Raw genomic sequence first — 21,162 nt, forward strand, 5'->3', positions numbered from 1 at the left:
AGCACTGCGCTCATCTAGGGATACTGGACCGGCCAGGCGAGGTGGGTGACCCGGTTGCGCCCGCGCAGCTGCACCTGATCGCCCAGCTCCCACTCGGCCTGTTCCTCGTCATCGGCGAAATACAGTGCGCTGGTCGAGGCCAATACCCGGCTCGGCCGCAGTTTGGCCAGCTCGGTCAGCCGCGACGCCTCGTTGACCGGGTCGCCGATCACGGTGTATTCGAAACGCTCGGCGGCGCCGATGTTCCCGGCCACCGCCAGGCCGGCCGATACGCCGATACCGATGTCGAGCCCGGTGATGTCGTTGAGTGCGAACCGCAACTCCCTCGCCGCGGCCAGCGCCGCGGACGGTGCGTCCGGCCGGTCAAGAGGCGCCCCGAAGATGGCAAGCGCGGCGTCGCCCATGAACTTGTTGACGAATCCGTGGTGCTGGTCGACGACGTCGACGACCACCCGGAAGAACTCGTTGAGCAGCCGGACGACTTCGCCCGGGGGCTGTTCGGCCGCCGCGCCCGTCGAGCCGACCATGTCCACGAACAGCACGGCCACGAACCGGGTCTCGCCGCCCAGCTCCGTACCGAACTGCAGCGCCCGGCGTGCCACGTCCTCCCCGACGTGCTGGCCGAACAGTTCGCGAAGCAGCTTGCGCTCACCCGCGTCCTTCATCATCCGGTTGAATCCGACCTGCAGCCGACCGATCTCGCTGCCGTCGAACACCTCCACCTGGACATCGGTGGCCCCGCGCTGCACCCGCTCGATTGCCCTGCGGAGCTGCCGGATCGGATCCGAGATCTGGCTGGCGGTGAGCATCGAGAGGGAGAACGCGGTGGTGATGGCCAGCCCGGACAGCAGGATGATCGCGATGGCCAGCGCGTTGGTCGAGAACTGCAGGTCGGTGCTCAGCTGGGTGGCGCACAGCAGGATGATCCCGATCACCGGCATCAGGGTGCCCAGACCCCAGGTCATCGCCATCCGGGGCCCGACGCCAGGTGCGAGGAGGCGGTCGAATTGCCCCTCGCTCAGGGCCTTTGCCGCGACCGGCCGGAGGATCCGCTCGCCGAGCATGTAGGTGAACCCGAAGGTGGTGGTCGCCGCCATGCACACCGTCACGATCACCGCGACGGCGAGCTCCGGCATCTCCCAGACGGTGAGGAAGACGAACAGCACGCCACCGATGACCCAGAGAACCAGGTGCACGATCGCCTGCCGGAGCGGGGCGTGCAGCGCGGACATCTGCTCGCCGCGGGTCGGCGGGCCCCCACGAAGCTGCCAGCGGATCACCGACCGCAGCATCATCGCGGCCGCGCCGAGGCTGACGATCCCGGCGAAGAACAGGTAGATACCGAAGATGACGACGTTGCGGACCCGATCCGCGATGATCGCCTGGGACTCCGAGATGGGCAGGCCGTACCGGATGAAGGCCAGCACGAGGACCGCGCCGAAGAAGTTGGCCAGGATCATCGAGCCCATGTAGAGCGGCCATCGACTACGCATGGTCAGCGCGACCGCTCGATAGGAGGATGCCAGCACAGGACCAACTTAGTCGTGCGGTGCCGGTGCCGAGCGCACCGCGTCGACGCGGCGTGACCTGGACCTCACCGCCCGCCCTGCCGCGCCGATCTCCGCCTCCCGCACAACGCCCGATCGGCCGATAGGCTCGCCGGGGTGAGCGCGAACGAGCCGCGACCGGATCTGCCGCCCTACGGTGACGCCCGGGCGGTGCACCCCATCGTGCGGGTGGGCGCCGAATGGACGTGGCGGCTGCTCGTCCTCTTCGCCGGGCTGGTCACCCTCGGCTACCTGATCAGCAAACTGGACACGGTGCTCATCCCCGTCGGCCTGGCGCTGCTGGCCGCCGCCCTGCTCTACCCGCTGGTGGACTGGATGCAGCGCAGGGGAGTGCCGCGATCGGCTGGCGTGGTGGTGGTGCTCGTCGTCGCGATCGGCGTCGTCGCCGGGATCATGACCTTCGTCGTCGAGCAGTTCATCGCAGGCCTGCCGGAGCTGACCGACCAGTTCACCCAGTCCATCGATCAGATCCAGGATTGGCTGACCGCGGGCCCGTTCCACTTCTCCGAGGACCAGATCCGGCAGGCCGGCGATTCGGTGGTCAAGTCGATCCAGGACAACAAGGAGGCGGTGACCAGCGGCGCGCTGACCACCGGCAAGGTGATCGGGGAGCTGTTCACCGGCGCCGCGCTGACCCTGTTCACGGTCATCTTCTTCCTGTACGGCGGCGAACAGATCTGGGAGTTCGTCACCCGGGTGGTCCCTACGGCCTCGCGCGAGCGGGTCCGGCTGGCGGGCAGCCAGGGCTTCGGCTCCCTCGTCGGGTACGTCCGGGCCACCGTCGTGGTCGCGGCGGCCGACGCGGTGGGGATCGGGGTCGGGCTGGCGATCCTCGGGGTGCCGCTGGCGCTGCCGCTGGCCTCACTGGTCTTCGTCGGCGCGTTCATCCCGATCGTCGGTGCCTTCGTGACGGGCTTCGTCGCGGTGCTCGTCGCGCTGGTCACGAAGGGACTGATCACCGCCCTGATCACCCTCGGCATCATCATCGGGATCATGCAGCTCGAGGGTCACGTGCTGCAGCCGCTGCTGCTCGGGCGCGCGGTCCGGCTGCACCCGCTCGCGGTGGTGCTGGCGATCACCACCGGCATCGTGCTCGCCGGGATCGTCGGCGGCCTGCTCGCGGTGCCGATCGTCGCGGTGCTCAACACCGCGATCCGGTCGCTGCTCGCCTCCGATCAGGAGGAGGTGCCGGACGAGGTGGAGGTCGCCGACCCGCGGATTCCGCTCTTCCCGGCGACCCAGGACGAGGTGCCGTGAGTCGGGGCGGCACCGCCGCCGTGAGTCTTCTCGGCCCGCAGGAGGACCGCAAAGACTCACGGGCCACCGAGCCGCTATGGCGGGCCGCGCAGGTGTTCCGGTTGGCCACGCTGGTGTATGCGGTCAGCTATCAGGTCGCGTCGGTGTCGGACTACACGCGGCCGACGCTGAGCTGGGTCCTGGTCGCGCTGATGGCGGTGTGGTCGGGCCTCGCGGCAGTCGGGCTGTCCAGGAACACGGCGGCGCGTCGGTGGTTGGTCGCCGCCGATCAGGTGGTGGTCGTGGCGCTGATGGCCTCGACCCGGCTGGTGTCCGATCAGGACTGGTACTCCACGCATCAGACCCTGCCCACCACGCTGTGGGCCACGAACGCGGTGATCTCCGCGGCGATCCTCGGTGGGCCATGGCTCGGGGTCGCATCCGGGGCTGCGATCTCGGTGGCCAGTGCGCTGGTCCGGGGCCAGATCGATCTCGACCTGTGGCGCGACGCCACCGCACCGATCCTGGTCTCGGTTGGGCTCGCGCTCGGGCTGGCCGCCAACACCGCGCGCCGTTCGCACGCGCAGCTCGAGCGTGCCGCGCGGCTGACCGCTGCCGCGGAGGAGCGGGAGCGGCTCGGACGCGAGGTTCACGACGGTGTGTTGCAGGTGCTGGCGTACGTCCGCCGTCGCGGCACCGAGATCGGTGGCCCGACACTGGAATTGGCGACACTGGCGGGTGAGCAGGAGGTGGCGCTGCGGGAGCTGATCTCGGAGCAGGCGGCACCGTCCCCCGCAAGCGGGAGGTACCCCCAGCGCGGCGACGGTGACGTGGACCTGCGGTCGCTGCTGCGCGGCGAGGCGAGCACCACGGTGTCGGTGTCGGCGCCTGCCGTCCCCGTCCTGATGGCGCGGGAGCGGGCAGCGGAGGTCGCGGCCGTGGTGCGGACGGCCCTGTCGAACGTCGAGCTCCACGCCGGCGGGGGCGCGAAAGCCTATGTGCTGCTGGAGGACATCGGCGAGGAGGTGATCGTCTCCGTGCGCGACGACGGCGTCGGGTTCGCCCCCGGTCGGCTTGCCGAGGCCGAGGCGGAGGGGCGAATGGGGGTGTCGCGCTCCATCCTCGGCCGGGTCGCGGACCTCGGCGGCACCGCGACGCTGGAAAACGCCCCTGGCGAGGGTGTCGAATGGGAGATCAGGGTGCGCAAGCAGGCGTCGGGGAAGGGGAGAGCGTGATGGAGCCGCTGACGGTCATGGTGGTCGATGACCACCCCATGTGGCGGGACGGGGTGGCCCGCGACCTCGAGGCGGCCGGCTTCGCGGTGGTGGCCACCGCGGACGGTGTGACGGCGGCGCGCACGCGCGCCGCGGCGGTGCGGCCAGCCGTGGTCCTGATGGACATGCAGCTGCCCGACGGAAACGGGGCGCAGGCCACGGCAGCGGTACTGGCGGCCTCGCCGGACTCGACCGTGCTGGTGTTGTCGGCGTCGGCGGAGCGTGAGGACGTGCTCGAGGCGATCAAGGCCGGTGCCACCGGATATCTGGTCAAGAGCGCCTCGGCCGCCGAATTGGTGGACGCCGTGCGGGCCACCGCCGCGGGCCAGGCAGTGTTCACCCCTGGCCTGGCGGGGCTGGTGCTCGGCGAGTACCGGCGCATCGCATCCGGCCCCTCCGATGACCGCGCACCCGAGGTGCCCCGGCTCACCGAGCGCGAGACGGAGGTGTTGCGGTTGGTGGCAAAGGGCCTGAGCGCCAAGCAGATCGCCACCCGGCTCACGCTCAGTCACCGGACGGTCGAGAACCACGTCCAGGCCACGCTCCGCAAGCTCCAGCTCGCGAACCGCGTCGAGCTGACCCGGTACGCCATCGAACGCGGGCTGTAGAGCCGCTTCACGCCTGGCGGCGGAGCCGCATATCCTGGCGACATGGATGCGAGGAATCTGCGGGTATCCGATGCGGAACGCGAGCACGTCGGGCAGCTGCTCCAGCGTGCGGTCGGGCAGGGGATGCTCTCGCTCGGTGAGTTCACCGAGCGCATGGACACCACGCTCGCCGCGAAGACACGGGGCGAACTGAACGCGGTGCTCGTCGACCTGCCCGGGATACAGCTCGTGGGGGAGCACGCGCCGCAGGCCGCGCCCTACCCCCAGCCCGCCCCGTACGCGCAGCCGCATCCCCAGCCTCAGCCGCACTTCGCCCCCGCCGAGCCGTACCGGGGAACGGTCGGGCACCCGGGCGGCGTGGTGCGCGGACGGATGTCGACGGTGAAACGCCAGGGACCGTGGCAGGTGTCCCCGACGCTGCACGTGGACAGCATGATGTCCGACGTCACCCTGGACTTCACGGAGGCGATCATGACCAGCCAGGTCGTGGAGATCGTCGTGTCGGACTACTTCAGCTCCATCTCGATCGTCGTCCCGCCGGAGGCCACCGTCGACCTCAATGCCGTCGAGACGGTCGCGGGCAGCGCCACCAACAAGGTCCGCACCGGCCCCCCGATCGGCCCGCTGCACGTCGTGGTGCGGGGGAAGGTGCGGTTCGGCTCGCTGACCGCCAAGCACCCGTTCGGCACCACCTGGAAGCGGATGCTCGGCTGACCCCGAGGGGGCCCGCGTGGATCTCGCGCAAAACCCCCATTCCGATTGGGTAGGACTACTCATGTGATCGACGGCCCGTGCGCCGATCGTTGACGCATGGTCAATCTCGAAGGCAATTCTGTCGTGAGCCCCCAGATCGATCCGCAGTTGGTCGCGCGGCTGTCCGGTGAGTTCGACGCGCTCGGGCTGCACATGCGCGGCGTCGCTGCGGATCTGACGCGACTGCGGTCGCAGCTCGAGATCCCCTCGCCCCAGTCGGCGCCGCAGGCGCCCGTGCCGCCGCCGGTCCACGCGGCGCAGCCTCCGCAGCCTCCGCAGCCGCAGGTCCAGTGGCCGATGACACCGGCTCCGCCTGCGCCGCAGGCCGTTCCGCCGGTTTTCGCGCAACCCGCCCAGTGGCCGCCGGTTCGCCCGCCGGTCCCCCGGCGAGAGCCTCGCGAGCCGTGGTGGCAGCGCGACGGCATGGTCAGCCGGGTTCTCGCCGTCGCGGGCGCGGCGGTGACCCTGATCGGCGTGCTGATGCTGCTGGTGCTGGCCGCGCAGGCCGGGTTCTTCGGCCCGGTGGCCCGGGTGAGCGCCGGCGCCGTGTTCTCGGTGGCCCTGGTCGCGGCTGGCATCCGCGTGTTCGGGCTCCCAGGCGGACGGGTCGGTGGCCTCGCCCTGGTCGGCACCGGCGTCGCGGGTGGGTACCTGGACGTGGTCGCCGCGACCTCGTACTACGGCTGGCTGCCGCCCGTCGTCGGCCTCGCGGTCGCCTTCGGGATCGCTGCGGGCGGAATGACGCTGGCGACGCGCTGGCAGTCGCAACCGCTGGCCGCGCTCACCGTGGTCGCGGTGGCGGTGCTCGCCCCGGCCCTGGCGGACGGACTCACCGTCACCCTGCTCGTCTTCCTGGTTCTGCTCCAGGTCGCCGCGTTCCCGCCCCAGCTAGGCAGGGACTGGCCGTATCTGCATGCGGCACGGACGATTCCGGTGGTGCTCGCACTACTGATCGCGCTCGCCGATGCCACCGGGAACGGGGTCACGCCGTGGTCCGGCGGGCACCGCCCGGTCGCGGTGGCGCTGCTGGCCCTTGCGGTGGTGGTCGCCGTGGTCGGTGTCGGATCGGCGCTGGTGCTGCTGCGTCGCAACACCTCTGACGTCACCGCGACGGTCATGCTCGCGCTGTCGACGTTGCCGCTGCTGTTCTCGGGCGGCGTCGCGGGTCGCTGGACGGAGGTGTTGCTGCAGTGCGGGCTCGCGGCCGGGCTGCTCACCGTGCTGGCGGTGGTGCGCCCGCTGCCCGGGCACACCCGGGTTGCGATGGCGGCGGTCGCGTCCCTGGCGGTGCTGCAGGCGAGCGCCGGTGCCACCCCGCGGGACGCACTCCCGGTGGTGCTGCTCGCGTTGGCGCTCGGACTGGTCGCGGTCGCCGGTCAGGCTCGTTCCCGGATCGCCTACTGCACCGGGATCGGGTTCGGGTCGATCGGCGCGCTGCTGTTCCTCGACGCCGCCCCGCCGGAGGCACTGGTGAACCAGGCCGACGCGGTCGGCTCGCTCGCCGTCATCGCGTCCGGCTCGATGCTGGCTGCTCTGGTGGTTCTCGTTGTCGGGCAGGCGCATTCGATGGGTCTGCTCGACGATCGGTGGGCCGATGTGGCCTGGGTCGCGGCCGGAATCGGCGCCCTCTACGCGGGTACCGCGGCAGTGGTGGCGACCGGTGTCGCGGCGCTGGGTGCCGACCGAGGCTTCATCGCCGGGCACTGCGCGGCCACCCTGATCGCGATGGTGCTCGCGACGGTGTCGCTGCGGTGGGGGCTCGCGCACCCGGAACGGGCGCATCTCGCGCTCGGCGCGGGCCTGACCCTGACCTTCGCGGCCCTTGCCAAGCTCTTCCTGTTCGACCTGGCGACGCTGGACGGGATGTTCCGCGTGCTCGCGTTCATCGGGGTCGGGCTGTTGCTGCTGGCGGCGGGGACCCGGTACGCCCGGGCCTTCGCCGAGGGCGCACAGCGCGGTCGGGTGCAGACATAGCCACCCGGCCTGCGGCTGCTCGCCCTCAGTCCTCCTGGTGGCGGGCGAGCAGCTCGCTGACGCTCACCGTCGGCGAGCCGGCCGAGTGCCGGTGCCTGCCCTGATCCTCGCCCGCGTCCGCGGACTGATCCGAGCCGTTGGTCTGCATCGGAGCCGTCATCGGGGGAGCCGCCTGAGGCGGCCGCGGCACCTTCAGCTCGGCCAACCAGCTCTCGATCGGACGGGAGTCCCGCTCCGTCTGCGCCGGGGCGGGTGCAACCCTGCTCGACGGTGGCGGGGCGGGTGCCCGACGCGGGGCCTGCTCCGGTGCGACGACGGGCGGGTGTGCCCGGGGGATCGGCTCGGTCAGCGGTTCCGACAGCGGCGCCTCGTGCTCGGCGATCGCGGTGGGAGCCGCGGTGCGCGCGGGCAGGACCTGCTCGACCGCGGCCCTGGTGAGCGGGACGGGATTCGCGGGCCGCGGCTCGACCGGGACGGGCATCGGGGGCGTCACGATCACCGGGACGTCGGACGGCATCCGCTCGTCCTCGAGGACCGGCTCGCCCAGGCCCAGCTTCTCCTGGATCCGCTTCATCCAGGCGGGCGCCCACCAGCAGTCGTCGCCGAGCAGCTTCATGGTCGCGGGCACCAGGAACATCCGGATCAGGGTGGCGTCGATGACGAGCGCGGCGATCATGCCGTAGGCGATGTACTTCATCATCACCAGCTCGGAGAACGCGAACGCGCCGGTGACGACGATGAGGATCAGCGCGGCCGCGGAGATGATGCGGCCGGTGTGCGCGGTGCCGACCCGAACCGACTCGGTGGTGCTGGCGCCCTGCGCCCTGGCCTCCACCATCCGCGAGAGCAGGAACACCTCGTAGTCGGTGGACAGGCCGTAGATGATCGCCATGATCAGCACCAGGACCGGCGACATGATCGGTCCAGGCGTGAAGTTGAGCAGTCCGGCTCCGTTTCCGTCGATGAAGATCCAGGTCAGGATGCCGAGGGTGGCGCCGAGGCCCAGCGCGGTCATCAGCACCGCCTTGATCGGCAGTACCAGCGATCCGAACGCCAGGAACATCAGCAGGGTGGTCAGCAGCACCACCATGGTGATCATCAGCGGCAGGTTGTCCAGCAGCGCGGCGATCGAGTCCTGCTCGATCGCGGGGGTGCCGCCAACCAGCATGGTCACCCCGTCGGGCACGTCCATGGCCCGGAGGTAGTCGATCGTCGCCTCGGAGTCGTTGCGGTCGACCAGGCCGGCCTTGAAGACCGTCACCCCGTCCTTGGTCGGGTTGTTGATCGTGAACTTCTCGACAAGACCGGGCGCCCCGTTGGCCTCCTTGACGATCTGGGTGATCTGCGCGCCCTGAGCGCCGTCGAGCACCAGCTTGACCGGCTCGGACCGGGAGTTGGGGAACAGCTCGTTGAACTCGCCCTGCGCGACGCGGGTCGGGTTGTCCGGGGGCAGGTAGGTCTCGTTGATGCCGCCGAACTTGATGTTCGAGATCGGGATGGTGAGCAGCAGCAGGCCGATCACGATCGGGATGGTCACCTTGAGCGGGTGCTTCATCACCCACTGGGTCAGCCGGCCCCAGACGCTGTTCTCGATCTCGTCGGTGGTCTTGGTCTTGCGCATGAACTTCAGTCCGAGCGCGTCCACCCGGCGCCCGAGAATGGCGAGGATCGCGGGCAGCACCGTCACCGAGATCACCGCGGCCAGGATGACGGCCGCGATGGCGCCGTAGGCGACCGACTTGAGGAAGCCCTGCGGGAAGATCAGCAGGCCGCCGAGGCTGGCGACGATCATCGTCGCCGAGAAGATCACGGTGCGCCCGGCGGTCATCACAGTTCGCCGCACGGCGTCGCCGGTGCTGTAGCCCTCGGCGATCTCCTCGCGGAAGCGGCTGACCATGAACAGGCCGTAGTCGATCGCCAGGCCGAGGCCGATCAGCGAGACCACCGGCACAACGAAGGCGTTGACCTCGGTGAAATGGGTGATCAGTTTGACCACGCCGTTGGCAGCGATGATGGTCAGGCCGCCGACGATCAGTGGCAGCGCCGCGGCGACGACGCCGCCGAAGATGAAGAACAGCAGCACGCCGACCGCAGGGATCGCCAGGATCTCCATCCGGTGCACGTCGTTGGCCATGGTGTCGTTGAGGGTGCCGGTGACGGGCTGCAGTCCGGTGAGCTGGACGTCGACCCCGTCGATGTAGAACTCGTCGCGGACCTTCTTGAAGTTCGCGGCGACCTCGGTGTCGTTGTCGCCCTTGATGGCGACGCTGGCGAACGCGTGTTCCTTCGAGGCATCGGCCATCAGGGCGATCTTGGTCGACCAGTAGCTGGCGTTGATCTTGAGGATCTCGTCCGGGTTGTTCGCCGCCAGCTCGTCCAGGCTCTTGGTGATCTTCGCGCCGAACGCCGGGTCGTCGACCGTTTTGCCCTCGGGCGCGGTGTAGACAGGGATCACGTCGGCGACGGTGTCGCGTCCGAAGGTGCCGTCGGCCAGCTTGGCCGCCGCCACCGATTCGGAACCGGGGTCGTCCCAGCCGCTCTGGCTGAGGTTGTTCTCCAACCCGAGGCCGTACGCGCCGAGGGCGAGCATCAGCCCGACCATCGCTCCGATCACGGCGAATCGGAGGCGGTAGACGAGTCGGCCCCAGGTGGCGAACACTATTGAACTCCTTGACGCCCGATGAGCAGGGCCGACAGCGGTCTGAACGGCTGCAACCAGGCACCCTCGTCCGGCAGGGACTCCAGGCTCACCCGCGGCAGCGGCTCGCGGAACACCCCGGGGATGTCCTCGAGGTCTACGAACTCGAGGATCTCCGAGGCGACCGCCCAGCTCGCGTGTTCGCGGAAGCCGAGAATCTGCACCGGAACACCGGTTGCAGCGATGTCCTCCAACGGTTCGCGAAAGGCCTGACCGTCGGCGGAGGCGACCATGATCCCGGCCAGCCCGCCGTCCCGAGCGCGAAGGGCGATGTGGTCGAGCATGTCGGCGTCGACATCGCTGTCCTCATCGATCTTCGGCTTGGCGAACACCGCGAAACCCACATTACGCAAGGCCTCGACCCACGGGCGGACTACATCGGCGCTGCCCGAGGCGATGTTCGTGAACACCGTTGCCTCCGGTTCGAGGCGCACCGCGCTGGTGCCGGACAGCTCGGCGGTCCGGCCGAGGAGCCAGCGTCCGAGGGCGTCGAATCGTGGCCGGTAGGCGGCGGTGGGGCGGCCACCGAGGATGGCGCCGAGGCCCATGTCCAGGTTCGGCGCGTCCCACACCAGCAGCACCCGCTTCTGGTGCCGCACCTCACGAGGCTCGTCCGCCAGTGAGTTTGCTCCCACGGCGTCGGTCGGTGTCGTGTCCGGTAACCGCTCGCTCACACTCATGCTCGAACCTTTCCCCAGATCAGCTCTGTGATGGGTCGGCCCACCTGCTGCGCCTTGTTCTCGAATTTGGTGACCGGACGTTCGTGGGTCATCGGCGAATCGGCCGGGCCCTGCGCGAGATCATCCCAGTCGAGCGGCGTCAGCAGCGGTTCGGCATTGCCTGCTTCGGCGATCCACTCGGCGTACTCGGCGTGATCGGTCGCGACGTGCAGCACGCCGCCAGGCATCAGCCGCTCCGCGATCAGCTTGAACGTCGGCCCCTGCAGCAGCCTGCGCTTGTGGTGGCGGGCCTTGGGCCAGGGGTCAGGGAAGAACACCCGGACGCCGGTCAGTGATTCCGGTCCGAGCATGTTCTCGAGCACGTCGACGGCGTCGCCCCGCAGCACCCGGATGTTGGGGATCGAGTCCCGCTCGATCGCCTGCAGCAACTGGGCGAGACCGGGCCGGTACACCTCGATCGCGATCAGGTTCGCGTGCGGCTCGGCCTTGGCCATCGCCGCGGTCGCAGTGCCGGTGCCGCTGCCGATCTCCACGATGGTCGGGGCCTCGCGGCCGAACCACCCGGCGACGTCCAGCGGAGCGTCGGAGACATCGGCGCCGATCGTGGGCCACAGCCGGTCCCAGGTCTGCTGCTGAGGGTCGGTCAGGGCGCCGCGGCGCGAGCGGAAACTGGTCACCCGGGGGTACAGGCGGGAACCCTGTTCGGTGGCCCCTGCCACCCGGGATTTCGCGTCATTCACCCGACCATTGTCACGCATGATGGAGGGTTGTGGCAGGTGGGTCTGAAGTGAAAGTTGAGACTTTCCCGGGCGGGTGCCGTCGTGCGGGTGTCCGGAAGCGGGTCGCGCCACCGCGGCCGCCGCCCGTGGACAGGTCGCGACCTGCCGTTTCGGTGATGGGATCGACGAATTCCGGGCCTCGTGGTGCGTCGCGCCGCAGAGGCTGCGATCATTCGGTGCGCGCCGGGGGGCGCGTTCTTTTCTTTGGGGGGTGACGCGATGGCGTCGATGAAATTCGATGCGACGGTCGATGGGTTACGACGATCGGCGACGGAGGCGGATCCGGCGGCCGGGGCTCTGGTGAGCCGGGCTGTGCGGCGGTATCGCGCTCCGGTGCGGATACAGGTGACCGGGCGCGCGGGGGTCGGTCGGTCCGCGGTCATCGCGGCGCTCGGTCCGGTGCAGGGGGCCGAGGTCGCGGAGACCCCCGCTTGGGACGTGCCGGGCGCCGAGGACCCGGCATTGACCGCGGAGCTGATCCTGCTCGTGGTGTGCGACCCGCCGCGTCGCGCCGACGTGGCCGCGGCGGGCATCGCGGGGGATCGGGGGCTGGCCGTCCTGAACAAGGCGGACACGCTGGCCGACTCCGCTGTCGCCGCCGAGCGCGCCGCGGCGGTCCTCGGTGTGCCCTGTCTGCCCGTGGACAGTCGGTCGCAGTTCGGCGTGGCCGATCTGCGGATCGCGGTCACCGAGCGGCTCGGGGCCTGCCTGGCCGCCAGGGCAGCGGGGCTGTCGGCGGAGCTGCGGGCGCTGATCGGGACCGCGAGCGTCCGCGACGCGGTGGAGGACTACCTGGCGTGCGACGAGGCGCTGACGGTCGCGGTCGCGGCGATCCTCCCGCAAGAGGGGGAGATGCAGGCGGAGCCGCCGCCGGACGATCCGGCTCTCGCGCTGCGTCGGGCCCGGACGTGGCGCGGCCGGATGAACGGCGGCTTCGACGCGCGCAGCACCAGGGCGGCCCTGACGCTGCACCGGAGTGCGGTTCGGCAGTGGGCCCGCGGGGAGGTCCGGTGAACGACACGGTGCCGCCGGAGTTGGCCGCCGTCCTGCGCCGGTGGAATCCCGGCGCGCTGGCCGGTCTGGAGCGGCCCGCGCCACCCGAGCCGGATCCGGGCGGCGCGGTGACGGTGCTGGTCCTCGGCGTGCCCGGCAGTGGTCGCGGCGATCTGATCGCTGCGCTCGCGGAGGCAGGGGCCGGGAGCCGCGAGCTGCGGTTCGCCGAGGCGCCAGATCCCGCGGCAGGCGTGGCCCTGATGGTGCTCGACGCCGCGGCGCCGCTCGGTCGGGAGGAACTCGAACTGTTGCGGGACGGCGCCGAGTCCGCGCACACGGTGATCTTCGCGCTCACCGGGGTCGACGCGCACCACGACTGGGCGGCGGTCGCTCGGCGGAACACCGAGCTGCTCACCGAGTACCTGCCCCGGTTCGCGGGTGCCGTGATCCATCCGGTCTCGGTGCCGGGCGGTCGCGGCATCGAGGAGCTGCGTGCGGCGATCCTCGAGGCGACCACCGCCGTCCCCGAACGACAGGCACGGCTGCGCATGCGGGCCACGGGCGCGGCGGAACAGGCCGGGGCCCTGATCCGGGCCTCCGCCGAATCGCTGCGCGCGACCGACGACACCGCGGCGCTCCGAGCAGAGCGGTCCGCGCTGGTGGCAGACCGGGACGGGTGGCGCGGCGATCGGGCCGCGGTCCTGCGCAGGCTCACCGCGCTGGCCAGGGTGGAGCTGGTGCACGAGGTGAGCGACCAGGTACGGGCGGAGTCCGCCGCGGCACGGGAGGCCATCGACCGAGCCGACCGCACCGCGCTGGCGGCATACCCGCAACACCTGCGTGACGCGGTCGCGGCGCTCACCGCGAGGGTCGACGCGGCGGCGGATGCGCGCCTGGCCGAGGTCAGCGCGCAGGTGCTGGGTGCGGCGCTGACCGACGAGAACCGAACGCCGACGGTGCCTGCGATCGAGCCGCCCGCGCCGCGGCACCGTGGGCTCGAGGACCGGATGATGATCGTGTTCGGGGCGTCCGCCGGCCTGGGCCTCGGTCGGATGGTGATGGCTCCGCTGTCGACAGTGCCCGCGCTCGACCTCGCCAGCATCCCGGTGACCCTGCTGCTGGGCGGCGGCGCCGCGTGGTGGCTCACCCGGGCCCGCGGGCACCTCGCCGATCGCGCGCACCTCCGTCAGTGGGTGGTGGAGACGCTTTCGGCGGTGCGGTCGGTGTTGGAGCAACGGGTGCTCGGCCGGCTGGTCGACACCGAGGCCAGGTGTGCGGAGGCGGTCCTGGCGAGGCATCGGGAGCGGACGCGCGAGTCCGAGGACCGGCTGGCCGCGCTCGATCGGCAGCTGCGTGAGCGTGCGGGCAGCAGGGCAGGGAAACTGGCCTCCTGCGACCGTGACCTCGCCGTGTTGGAGGCGTACGCGAGCGTCACCGTTCGGTAACGGTGGAACCGCCCGCGGCGGCGCTGCGTCCAATCAGTAGCGACCAGTCCAGCCAACGGAAGGAGTCGTGGTGATGATGCACGACGACATGCTGCTGCTCGGCACGCTCGGCCCCGCCCAGCACCCGATGGGCCCCGACGCCGGCGAGATGGAGCTGCACGCTCCCACCGCGGACCTGGACGGTGACGGGATCCTCGACACCAGGACCTACTCGACGGGCGGGACCCTGTACGTGGCCTCTGACCTGGACGAAGACGGGTTCGCCGATCACATCACCGCCATCGAGGGCGACGGTGGGTACGAGTCGTGGCATGCCAACCGCGGGGCCGACGGCGAGGTCCTGTGGGCCAGGACTGACCACGGCAGCCTGTAGGCACCAGGCGTTGGATCCGCGGCCTGGGTGGAGCGGATCGCGAGGGAGCAGGGCTGTGCCGTTGGCGATTATTCGCAATTGCCTGTGGGGTTGGACACTTGTCCGTATAAAGGTCACGGTGCGATGACCTCGCGCACCCCTTGCAAATCCGGCGCCCGTCGGCCGTGACAGTCCGGCACTACGTGGTTGGCGCTGTAACTGATCGAATGGAGATCTCCACATGTCTCACACCCCGATGCGCCGCGCTGCGGCAGTGGCCGCGTCTGCCGCCCTGGTTGCGACCGGCCTGACGGTCGGCCTGGGCGCCGGCACCGCCAGCGCCGCCGAGTGCAACCAGTCCAGCACGGCCAGCAAGAACGACATCTCGACGTGGGGGATCACCCACAACTACTCCAAGACGGTCTCGGCCACCCAGGCCGCCCCGGGCACCCTCGTCACGTACACGACGGTCGTCTCCACCACCGGCATCGGTAACCCGTATGTCAACACCATCAACGACATCCCGCCGGTGGGCTTCGGCGCGCCCGTCAAGGCGACCGTGACGGCGTTCTCGGTTGGCATCCCGACCGGCCAGCACGAGGCCGAGGTCACCCCCTCGGCGAACGGCGACGGCTGGAAGGTGACCAGCACCGGTTGGTTCGTCAACTCCGGCAACCCGGTCACCCTGAAGACGACCTACAAGGTTCCGGCCAATGCCGCGCCCGGCTCGCAGATCACCAGCCGGGGCACCGGCGTCGCAGGCACCGTCGGCGTCGGCACGGAATTGCCGAACCTGACCGCCTGCTTCACCGTGCGCATCCCTAACCCGGGTGAGGCCGTGCTCAGCGTCGCGGACGGCACCGGCACCGGTTCCGCCGAGGGCCAGCTCAGCTCCACCGGCTCGATCAGCGACGTTCTCGGTGACACCATCACCAACGTCATCAACAACGGCAGCTAGTCCTTCTGAACAGCTAGACCACGAACACCTCCGGAATGACAGGAGGGGGCCGTCGGGGACCCCTCCGAGGACGAGCACTCGGTCCTCAGTCGCCTCCGGGGGTGTTCGGCTGTCTCGGGCCGTCTCAGGCCTGCGCGCGGCCCAGAACGCCCCGCGTGGGATCACTGAATCGGTCTTGTGACTCATCGGACAAGACCCGATTCCCTACGGGGGGACACTCAGCGTTAACCTCGTACCAGGACACCCGGCGCCCGTGTCCTCCGTTTGCCGTCTGCGTTCGCACGCATGCGTCGACGGAGCAGCGGGATGCGCCCCGCCGAGAGGGGAAAACCGACTACATCGTCAAGTGCATTCGTGCAGCTGGCGGTGGTTGGACGGTACCGGCACACCCAGGAGAGTTTGATGACCTCAGCGACCATTCCCGGTCTGAACGGAACTGACGGCACCGCACCCACCTCGCACAGCGAGCTGCTCGCCTGGGTGCAAGAGGTTGCCGAGCTCACCCAGCCCGACCGCGTCGTGTTCGCCGACGGCTCCGACGAGGAGTGGGAGCGGCTCACCGACAAGCTGGTCGAGGCGGGCACCTTCACGCGGCTCAACGCGGAGAAGAAGCCGAACTCGTTCCTCGGCAATTCGGATCCCTCCGATGTGGCGCGCGTCGAGTCGCGGACCTACATCTGCTCCCGCGAGGAGATCGACGCCGGCCCCACCAACAACTGGATGGACCCGGCCGAGATGCGCGGCCTGATGACCGACCTCTACCGCGGCAGCATGCGCGGACGCACCATGTACGTGGTGCCGTTCTGCATGGGCCCGCTCGGTGCCGACGACCCGAAGCTGGGCGTGGAGATCACCGACTCCGAGTACGTCGTCGTCTCGATGCGCATCATGACCCGGATGGGCCAGGCCGCGCTCGACAAGCTGGGCTCCGACAAGCCGTTCGTGAAGGCGCTGCATTCCGTTGGCGCGCCGCTGGCCGATGGCCAGGCCGACGTGCCGTGGCCCTGCAACGACACCAAGTACATCACCCACTTCCCCGAGGACCGCGAGATCTGGAGCTACGGCTCCGGCTACGGCGGCAACGCCCTCCTGGGTAAGAAGTGCTACTCGCTGCGCATCGCGTCGGCCATGGCCCACGACGAGGGCTGGCTGGCCGAGCACATGCTGATCCTCAAGCTGATCTCGCCCGAGGACAAGGCGTACTACGTCGCGGCGGCCTTCCCGTCCGCATGCGGCAAGACCAACCTCGCGATGATCCAGCCGACCATCCCCGGGTGGCGTGCCGAGACCCTTGGCGACGACATCGCGTGGATGCGCTTCGGTGAGGACGGCCGCCTGTACGCCGTCAACCCGGAGTTCGGTTTCTTCGGCGTCGCGCCGGGCACCAACTACGGCTCGAACCCCAACGCGATGAAGACGCTCGAGGCGGGCAACTCGCTGTACACGAACGTCGGACTCACCGACGACGGTGACGTGTGGTGGGAGGGCCTCGAGGGCGACCCGCAGCACCTGGTCGACTGGAAGGGCAACGACTGGACCCCCGAGTCCGGCGAGAAGGCCGCCCACCCGAACTCGCGCTACTGCACCCCGATGTCGCAGTGCCCGATCCTGGCCCCCGAGTGGGACGACCCGCAGGGCGTGCCGATCTCGGCGATCCTGTTCGGCGGCCGTCGCAAGACGACCGTCCCGCTGGTCAGCGAGTCCTTCGACTGGCAGCACGGCACCTTCCTCGGCGCGACGCTCTCCTCCGAGCAGACCGCCGCGGCCGAGGGTGCGGTCGGCACCGTTCGCCGCGACCCGATGGCGATGATCCCGTTCATCGGATACAACGCCGGTGACTACCTGAACCACTGGATCACCCTCGGCAAGAACGCCGACTCGGAGAAGCTGCCGAAGATCTTCTACGTCAACTGGTTCCGTCGCGGCGACGACGGCCGGTTCCTGTGGCCCGGGTTCGGCGAGAACTCCCGCGTGCTCAAGTGGATCATCGACCGCATCGAGCACAAGGCAGGCGCGCAGGCGACCCCGATCGGCTACGTGCCGACCGCGGCGGACCTCGAGCTGACCGGGCTCGACGTCGTGGCCGCTGACGTCGACGAGGCGCTCGCCGTCAACGTCGACGAGTGGAAGCAGGAGATCCCGCTCATCACCGAGTGGTTCGAGTTCCTCGGCGAGAAGGTGCCCTCCGGCATCCGCGACGAGTTCGAGGCGCTCAAGCAGCGTCTGGGCTAGTCCGACCCAGTTCTCCACCGATGCCACATCGGTTCACCTTGCGTGAACCGATGTGGCATCGGGTCGTTCAGGGGGAAGTGACGGCGAAATCGGGATGGCGATCCCGGATGGTGAGGACCACGTCCTGCCGTTCGATGCGGGTGCGGTCTGCCGCCGAGAGCGACTGCAGGTCCGAGGTGGTGGAGACGAGCCGCAGGTCCCGCTCCTCGGTGGCGCCCTCGAGCAGGTTCCGGACGAAGCGTCCGTTTCCCTCGCGGTCGATCAGAGTGCGCACACCGCCGCTCGGGGTCGACTCGGTGGCTGTACACATGTGCTCGACTATTCGCCTGATCTCGTCTGAGGCCTCTTCCGACAGCGTTGCCGCGTATTTGTTGCGGGCCATCGCGCCGGCGATCTCGGCAAGCTCCGACGGGGTGTACGAGGGGAACCGGATCTGCTTGGCGAACCGGCTCTTGAGACCTGCGTTCCGCTCGAGGAAGGCATCCATGGCGTCCTCGTAGCCGGCCACGATCACGACCAGCCGGTCGCGATGGTTTTCCATGGTCGCGAGCAGTGCATTGATGACAATTGTGCCAAAGGCATCACCGCCGGTGAATCCATCCTGATAGAGCGAGTAGGCCTCGTCGATGAACAGCACCCCGTCGAGGGCGCGTTCGAAGATCTCGCGCGAGCGATGCTCGGGCGTTCCATATCCGGGTGCGAAGAAGTCGTTCGGGGCCACCTCGAGCACCGTGTCGGTCTTGAGGAGTCCGAGTCCGTGGTACATCTTTCCGAGAATCCTCGCGACCTCGGTCTTGCCGACGCCGGGCGGTCCGGTGAAGACCAGGTGCCGCGACCGGGGAGCGGACGAATTGGCCTCGCCTGAGGATCGGGCCAACAGGGTTGCCGCGGTGAGCTTCTCCACCTCGCGTTTGACGGATCCGAGCCCGATCATCGCGTCCAGCATGCGCCTGGACTCGGCGAGGATGGCTTCGCCGCGCTCTCGCCGGTCCGCTTCCTGAAGATCCTCCTCTGGTGGCGCGGACGCCGGATCCCACGGATCGAGGCGGCAGGCGATCTGTTCGGCGCTCGTCCGATTGAGCCGAAATCCCGTATCGCCCATGGCTCGAGTGTTATCGGCGAATCCCGGCTCGGATGCGTACACCCGCTCGAACAGCGCCCGCGCGCCCGGCTCGTCGTCCCGATCGCGGGCGATCAGGCCCCGCATGAACTGGGCATGTCGCGCCGCCGCGGCGATCGGCCCCGCGTCCACCAGTCGCAGGCGTCGGTCCGCCTCCTCCAACAGGCCGAGGTGTGCGCACGCGTGGCCGACCATCGAGTTCGCCCCGGCCCGGAGGAAGTCGTCGGTCCAACGCTCGGACTCGGCCAACGCCTCGAGCAGGTCCGGCCAACGCTGGGTGCGCAGGTACAGCACAGCACGGACATAGTCGGCGACTGGCAGGTTGCTGCCTGCGGGCAGGCTGTCGAGGATGCCGAGGGCGGTTGTGTACTGCCTGGATTCGATCATGTTCGCCGCGGCCGCGACCCAGATCTGGTTGCCGTTCGACAGCGGGTAGCTGACCAGGTAGCCGGTTTCGAAACGCGCCGACAGAGTGCCCGGCCGCAAGCCGATCCGGGTCTGCTCACGGCCCAGGCTGATCCGGGCCGTGCGATAGAGGTTGACGATCACCCGTGAGTCGACGAGACCGGTGGCGGCAAGCCCGAGCCAGGCATCGCACATATCGGGGTCGAGTTCGAGGGCCTGTTGGAACTGCGATCGCGCGCGAGTGGAATCGGTTACCCCACGTCGGCCGTTCACCATGAATCCGAGTGACAACAGGCCAGCGTCGAAAAGATTGCGCGCACGCGAGTGCTCGAACACGACTTCCCCCCAGAAGATCAGCACCACGGTGCATCGATATGCGGATCGATGCTACCGCGACTCGGGGGCCGGGTCTCAGACGAGCAGGCTCGGCTCGTCCTCGTTCGACGGCGTGAGTACGGCCTTGACGATGTGCGGGTGCGCCTCGAGCTGACCCTCCAGGTCGCGCAGGATGCCTGCGACCGTGTGCTCGGCCAGGTCGCCCACCAGGTCGACGCCCGCGACCAGGTACACCTGCCGGGGGCCCAGGTACTCCATCCGCAGGAACGTCACCCGGCTCACCTCGGGTAGCGACAGCAGCGTCTCGAGACCCGCGCCGCGCAGCTGCGGCGACGCCTCCTCGCCGACCAGGAACCGCCGGTTGCGATCGATGAGGATCAGCGCGATCACGCCGAGCAGAATGCCGACCGCGATGGACCCGAGGGCGTCCGGGATCGGCGAGCCGGTCAGCTGGTGCGCCAGCACACCCGCGAACGCGATCACCAGACCGATCAGCGCGGCGGCATCCTCCGCGAACACGGCGCGGACCGTCGGGTCGGACGTCTTGAGCGCGTGCTCGAGCAGATCCCGGTCGGCGTCGGACGCCTCCGCGCGCAGCTGCCGGAACGCCTGCCGGAAGGAGATCGCCTCCAGCACGAACGAGATCCCGAGGACCGCGTACGCCACCCCGAAGTCGCTGGCCGGTTCCGGATTGAAAAGCTCCTGGACGCCGTGGGTGATCGAGACGCCCGCGCCGAGGGCGAACAGGCCGAGTGCCGCGAACATCGACCAGATGTAGGCCTCGCGGCCGAACCCGAGCGGGTGTGCCTTGTCGGCCGCGTGCCGGGACCGCCGGTTGGCGATCAGCAGCAGCACCTCGTTGCCGGTATCCGCCCAGGAATGGGTCGCCTCGGCGACCATGGAGGCGGAACCCGTCATTGCGGCGGCGACCGACTTCGCCACTGCGATAGCGAGATTCGCGCCGAACGCGAGGAGCACGGTGAGCGTGCTCTCGTCGTCGGCATTCGCGTTCTGCTCCGGACCGGAGTCTGGCTGTGTATCGGACTGGCTCACTCCCGAACAATAGTTGCCGCGCCCCAGCCGTGTGAATTGTCCAACCGTTGCGCGGATCGTCCACGCGAGACCCCCCGGACGCCTTACCCTTTCGGTTTGTCAGTGTTCATGTGGACATTCGTTCAGTTGAGAGGGTCGAAAATGCAGGCAGCAACCCGGAGCGGTCTCAAGCGTCTCGCCGGCGGTGCGGCGATCGCCGTCGCCACCGTCGCCACCGTCACGATGACCATGCCGGCCACGGCATCCGCGGCGTCGATCCTGCCGCCCGAGGTCAACGCCTCGTCGTCGGGCAACAGCATCACCATGTCCATCAAGAACCCGAACCCCATCCTGAGCCTGACCGGCTGCCAGGCCTTCGTGGTCAACGCGGCGGACGTGCCCGCGGTGGTCGAGAACCCGGTCAAGCTCCTCGATCCGGGCGTGGTCGTGTACCCGAACGTGGCGAACCCGCTGACGCTGTTCGGCGCCCTCCCCGGCATGACCGTCAACAGCACCACCAACGAGATCCCGACCGGGGTGTACGGCGTCATCGGCGGTTGCGTGAGCCTGCTCGACCTGATGAACCCCGTCATCGACAGCCCCAAGATCATGCAGGTGGGGCTCCTGCCCGGCGGTAGCTCGGACGGCAGCTCCGCCCTCCCGTTCGGCAGCTAGTCCACACACCAGAACGGCCCCGCGAACCGAATGGTTCGCGGGGC

General features: G+C 69.5%; 17 protein-coding genes. 11 read left to right on the plus strand and 6 right to left on the minus strand.

Features of this window, described 5'->3' with window-relative positions; translation table 11 throughout:
• Positions 1 to 14: 14 nt before the first annotated feature.
• Positions 15 to 1,469: an adenylate/guanylate cyclase domain-containing protein gene (locus FCG67_RS05825; RefSeq protein ID WP_136908139.1), complete on the minus strand. Its 1,455-nt coding sequence runs from the start codon at positions 1,467 to 1,469 to the stop codon at positions 15 to 17.
• Between the two features lie 195 nt (positions 1,470 to 1,664).
• Here FCG67_RS05825 and FCG67_RS05830 point away from each other — a divergent pair, with 195 nt between their 5' ends.
• The 5 genes from FCG67_RS05830 (at position 1,665) to FCG67_RS05850 (ending at position 7,413) form a co-directional block, all read left to right on the plus strand.
• Positions 1,665 to 2,825 carry an AI-2E family transporter gene (locus tag FCG67_RS05830; protein WP_246044871.1) on the plus strand — a complete coding sequence of 387 codons (1,161 nt, stop codon included), beginning with the start codon at positions 1,665 to 1,667 and terminating at the stop codon, positions 2,823 to 2,825.
• 20 nt (positions 2,826 to 2,845) lie between these two features.
• Positions 2,846 to 4,039 (plus strand): MacS family sensor histidine kinase, encoded by a 1,194-nt coding sequence (macS, locus tag FCG67_RS05835; protein WP_136908143.1) that lies wholly within the window; start codon positions 2,846 to 2,848, stop codon positions 4,037 to 4,039.
• Positions 4,039 to 4,686, plus strand: a complete 648-nt coding sequence (locus FCG67_RS05840) for a response regulator (protein ID WP_097213828.1) — start codon at positions 4,039 to 4,041, stop codon at positions 4,684 to 4,686. Before macS ends, FCG67_RS05840 begins: the two co-directional genes overlap by 1 nt.
• A 42-nt stretch (positions 4,687 to 4,728) precedes the next feature.
• Entirely contained in the window at positions 4,729 to 5,400 is a 672-nt protein-coding gene (locus FCG67_RS05845; protein WP_136907935.1) for a DUF1707 SHOCT-like domain-containing protein, read from the plus strand.
• A 96-nt stretch (positions 5,401 to 5,496) separates the two neighbouring features.
• On the plus strand, positions 5,497 to 7,413 hold the full coding sequence (locus FCG67_RS05850; protein ID WP_136907937.1) for a DUF2339 domain-containing protein: 1,917 nt from the start codon (positions 5,497 to 5,499) through the stop codon (positions 7,411 to 7,413).
• Positions 7,414 to 7,438: 25 nt separating this feature from the next.
• On the opposite strand, the gene FCG67_RS05855 is transcribed toward FCG67_RS05850, so the two are convergent.
• The 3 genes from FCG67_RS05855 to trmB are packed head-to-tail and all read right to left on the minus strand — an operon-like array spanning position 7,439 to position 11,549.
• Complete coding sequence (locus tag FCG67_RS05855; RefSeq protein ID WP_136907939.1) at positions 7,439 to 10,072, minus strand: MMPL family transporter; 2,634 nt, start codon at positions 10,070 to 10,072, stop codon at positions 7,439 to 7,441.
• Positions 10,072 to 10,791: an NYN domain-containing protein gene (locus tag FCG67_RS05860; RefSeq protein WP_136907941.1), complete on the minus strand. Its 720-nt coding sequence runs from the start codon at positions 10,789 to 10,791 to the stop codon at positions 10,072 to 10,074. Before FCG67_RS05860 ends, FCG67_RS05855 begins: the two co-directional genes overlap by 1 nt.
• Positions 10,788 to 11,549, minus strand: a complete 762-nt coding sequence (gene trmB / locus FCG67_RS05865; protein ID WP_136907943.1) for a tRNA (guanosine(46)-N7)-methyltransferase TrmB — start codon at positions 11,547 to 11,549, stop codon at positions 10,788 to 10,790. The genes FCG67_RS05860 and trmB overlap by 4 nt, the downstream gene beginning before the upstream one ends.
• 354 nt (positions 11,550 to 11,903) lie before the next feature.
• On the opposite strand from trmB, the gene FCG67_RS05870 reads away from it, so the two are divergent.
• The 5 genes from FCG67_RS05870 to FCG67_RS05890 all read left to right on the plus strand — a co-directional run bounded on the left by FCG67_RS05870 (position 11,904) and on the right by FCG67_RS05890 (position 17,550).
• Positions 11,904 to 12,584, plus strand: a complete 681-nt coding sequence (locus tag FCG67_RS05870; RefSeq protein ID WP_136907945.1) for a hypothetical protein — start codon at positions 11,904 to 11,906, stop codon at positions 12,582 to 12,584.
• Complete coding sequence (locus FCG67_RS05875; RefSeq protein ID WP_136907947.1) at positions 12,581 to 14,008, plus strand: hypothetical protein; 1,428 nt, start codon at positions 12,581 to 12,583, stop codon at positions 14,006 to 14,008. Before FCG67_RS05870 ends, FCG67_RS05875 begins: the two co-directional genes overlap by 4 nt.
• 73 nt (positions 14,009 to 14,081) lie before the next feature.
• Complete coding sequence (locus FCG67_RS05880) at positions 14,082 to 14,381, plus strand: DUF6802 family protein (protein ID WP_246044873.1); 300 nt, start codon at positions 14,082 to 14,084, stop codon at positions 14,379 to 14,381.
• A 220-nt stretch (positions 14,382 to 14,601) separates the two neighbouring features.
• Positions 14,602 to 15,318 (plus strand): hypothetical protein, encoded by a 717-nt coding sequence (locus FCG67_RS05885; protein WP_246044875.1) that lies wholly within the window; start codon positions 14,602 to 14,604, stop codon positions 15,316 to 15,318.
• Between the two features lie 402 nt (positions 15,319 to 15,720).
• Positions 15,721 to 17,550: a phosphoenolpyruvate carboxykinase (GTP) gene (locus FCG67_RS05890; RefSeq protein ID WP_136907948.1), complete on the plus strand. Its 1,830-nt coding sequence runs from the start codon at positions 15,721 to 15,723 to the stop codon at positions 17,548 to 17,550.
• A gap of 67 nt (positions 17,551 to 17,617) precedes the next feature.
• Here FCG67_RS05890 and eccA read toward each other — a convergent pair whose 3' ends face one another.
• Positions 17,618 to 19,438 carry a type VII secretion AAA-ATPase EccA gene (gene eccA, locus FCG67_RS05895; RefSeq protein ID WP_136907950.1) on the minus strand — a complete coding sequence of 607 codons (1,821 nt, stop codon included), beginning with the start codon at positions 19,436 to 19,438 and terminating at the stop codon, positions 17,618 to 17,620.
• Between the two features lie 48 nt (positions 19,439 to 19,486).
• Positions 19,487 to 20,464 carry a cation diffusion facilitator family transporter gene (locus FCG67_RS05900; protein ID WP_136907952.1) on the minus strand — a complete coding sequence of 326 codons (978 nt, stop codon included), beginning with the start codon at positions 20,462 to 20,464 and terminating at the stop codon, positions 19,487 to 19,489.
• 141 nt (positions 20,465 to 20,605) lie between these two features.
• Here FCG67_RS05900 and FCG67_RS05905 point away from each other — a divergent pair, with 141 nt between their 5' ends.
• Positions 20,606 to 21,118: a hypothetical protein gene (locus FCG67_RS05905; RefSeq protein WP_136907954.1), complete on the plus strand. Its 513-nt coding sequence runs from the start codon at positions 20,606 to 20,608 to the stop codon at positions 21,116 to 21,118.
• The last annotated feature ends 44 nt before the right edge of the window (positions 21,119 to 21,162 follow it).

The sequence above is a fragment of the Rhodococcus oryzae genome (assembly GCF_005049235.1).
Taxonomy (GTDB): domain Bacteria; phylum Actinomycetota; class Actinomycetes; order Mycobacteriales; family Mycobacteriaceae; genus Rhodococcus_G; species Rhodococcus_G oryzae.

Bases quoted from the DNA above. Each gene is read 5' to 3' on its own strand.
- FCG67_RS05825 (WP_136908139.1), bottom strand. From the start codon at position 1,469: ATGGGCTCGATGATCCTGGCCAACTTCTTCGGCGCGGTCCTCGTGCTG.
- FCG67_RS05840 (WP_097213828.1), top strand. From the start codon at position 4,039: ATGGAGCCGCTGACGGTCATGGTGGTCGATGACCACCCCATGTGGCGG.
- FCG67_RS05845 (WP_136907935.1), top strand. From the start codon at position 4,729: ATGGATGCGAGGAATCTGCGGGTATCCGATGCGGAACGCGAGCACGTC.
- FCG67_RS05850 (WP_136907937.1), top strand. From the start codon at position 5,497: ATGGTCAATCTCGAAGGCAATTCTGTCGTGAGCCCCCAGATCGATCCG.
- FCG67_RS05860 (WP_136907941.1), bottom strand. From the start codon at position 10,791: ATGAGTGTGAGCGAGCGGTTACCGGACACGACACCGACCGACGCCGTG.
- trmB (WP_136907943.1), bottom strand. From the start codon at position 11,549: ATGCGTGACAATGGTCGGGTGAATGACGCGAAATCCCGGGTGGCAGGG.
- FCG67_RS05880 (WP_246044873.1), top strand. From the start codon at position 14,082: ATGATGCACGACGACATGCTGCTGCTCGGCACGCTCGGCCCCGCCCAG.
- FCG67_RS05885 (WP_246044875.1), top strand. From the start codon at position 14,602: ATGTCTCACACCCCGATGCGCCGCGCTGCGGCAGTGGCCGCGTCTGCC.
- FCG67_RS05890 (WP_136907948.1), top strand. From the start codon at position 15,721: ATGACCTCAGCGACCATTCCCGGTCTGAACGGAACTGACGGCACCGCA.
- FCG67_RS05905 (WP_136907954.1), top strand. From the start codon at position 20,606: ATGCAGGCAGCAACCCGGAGCGGTCTCAAGCGTCTCGCCGGCGGTGCG.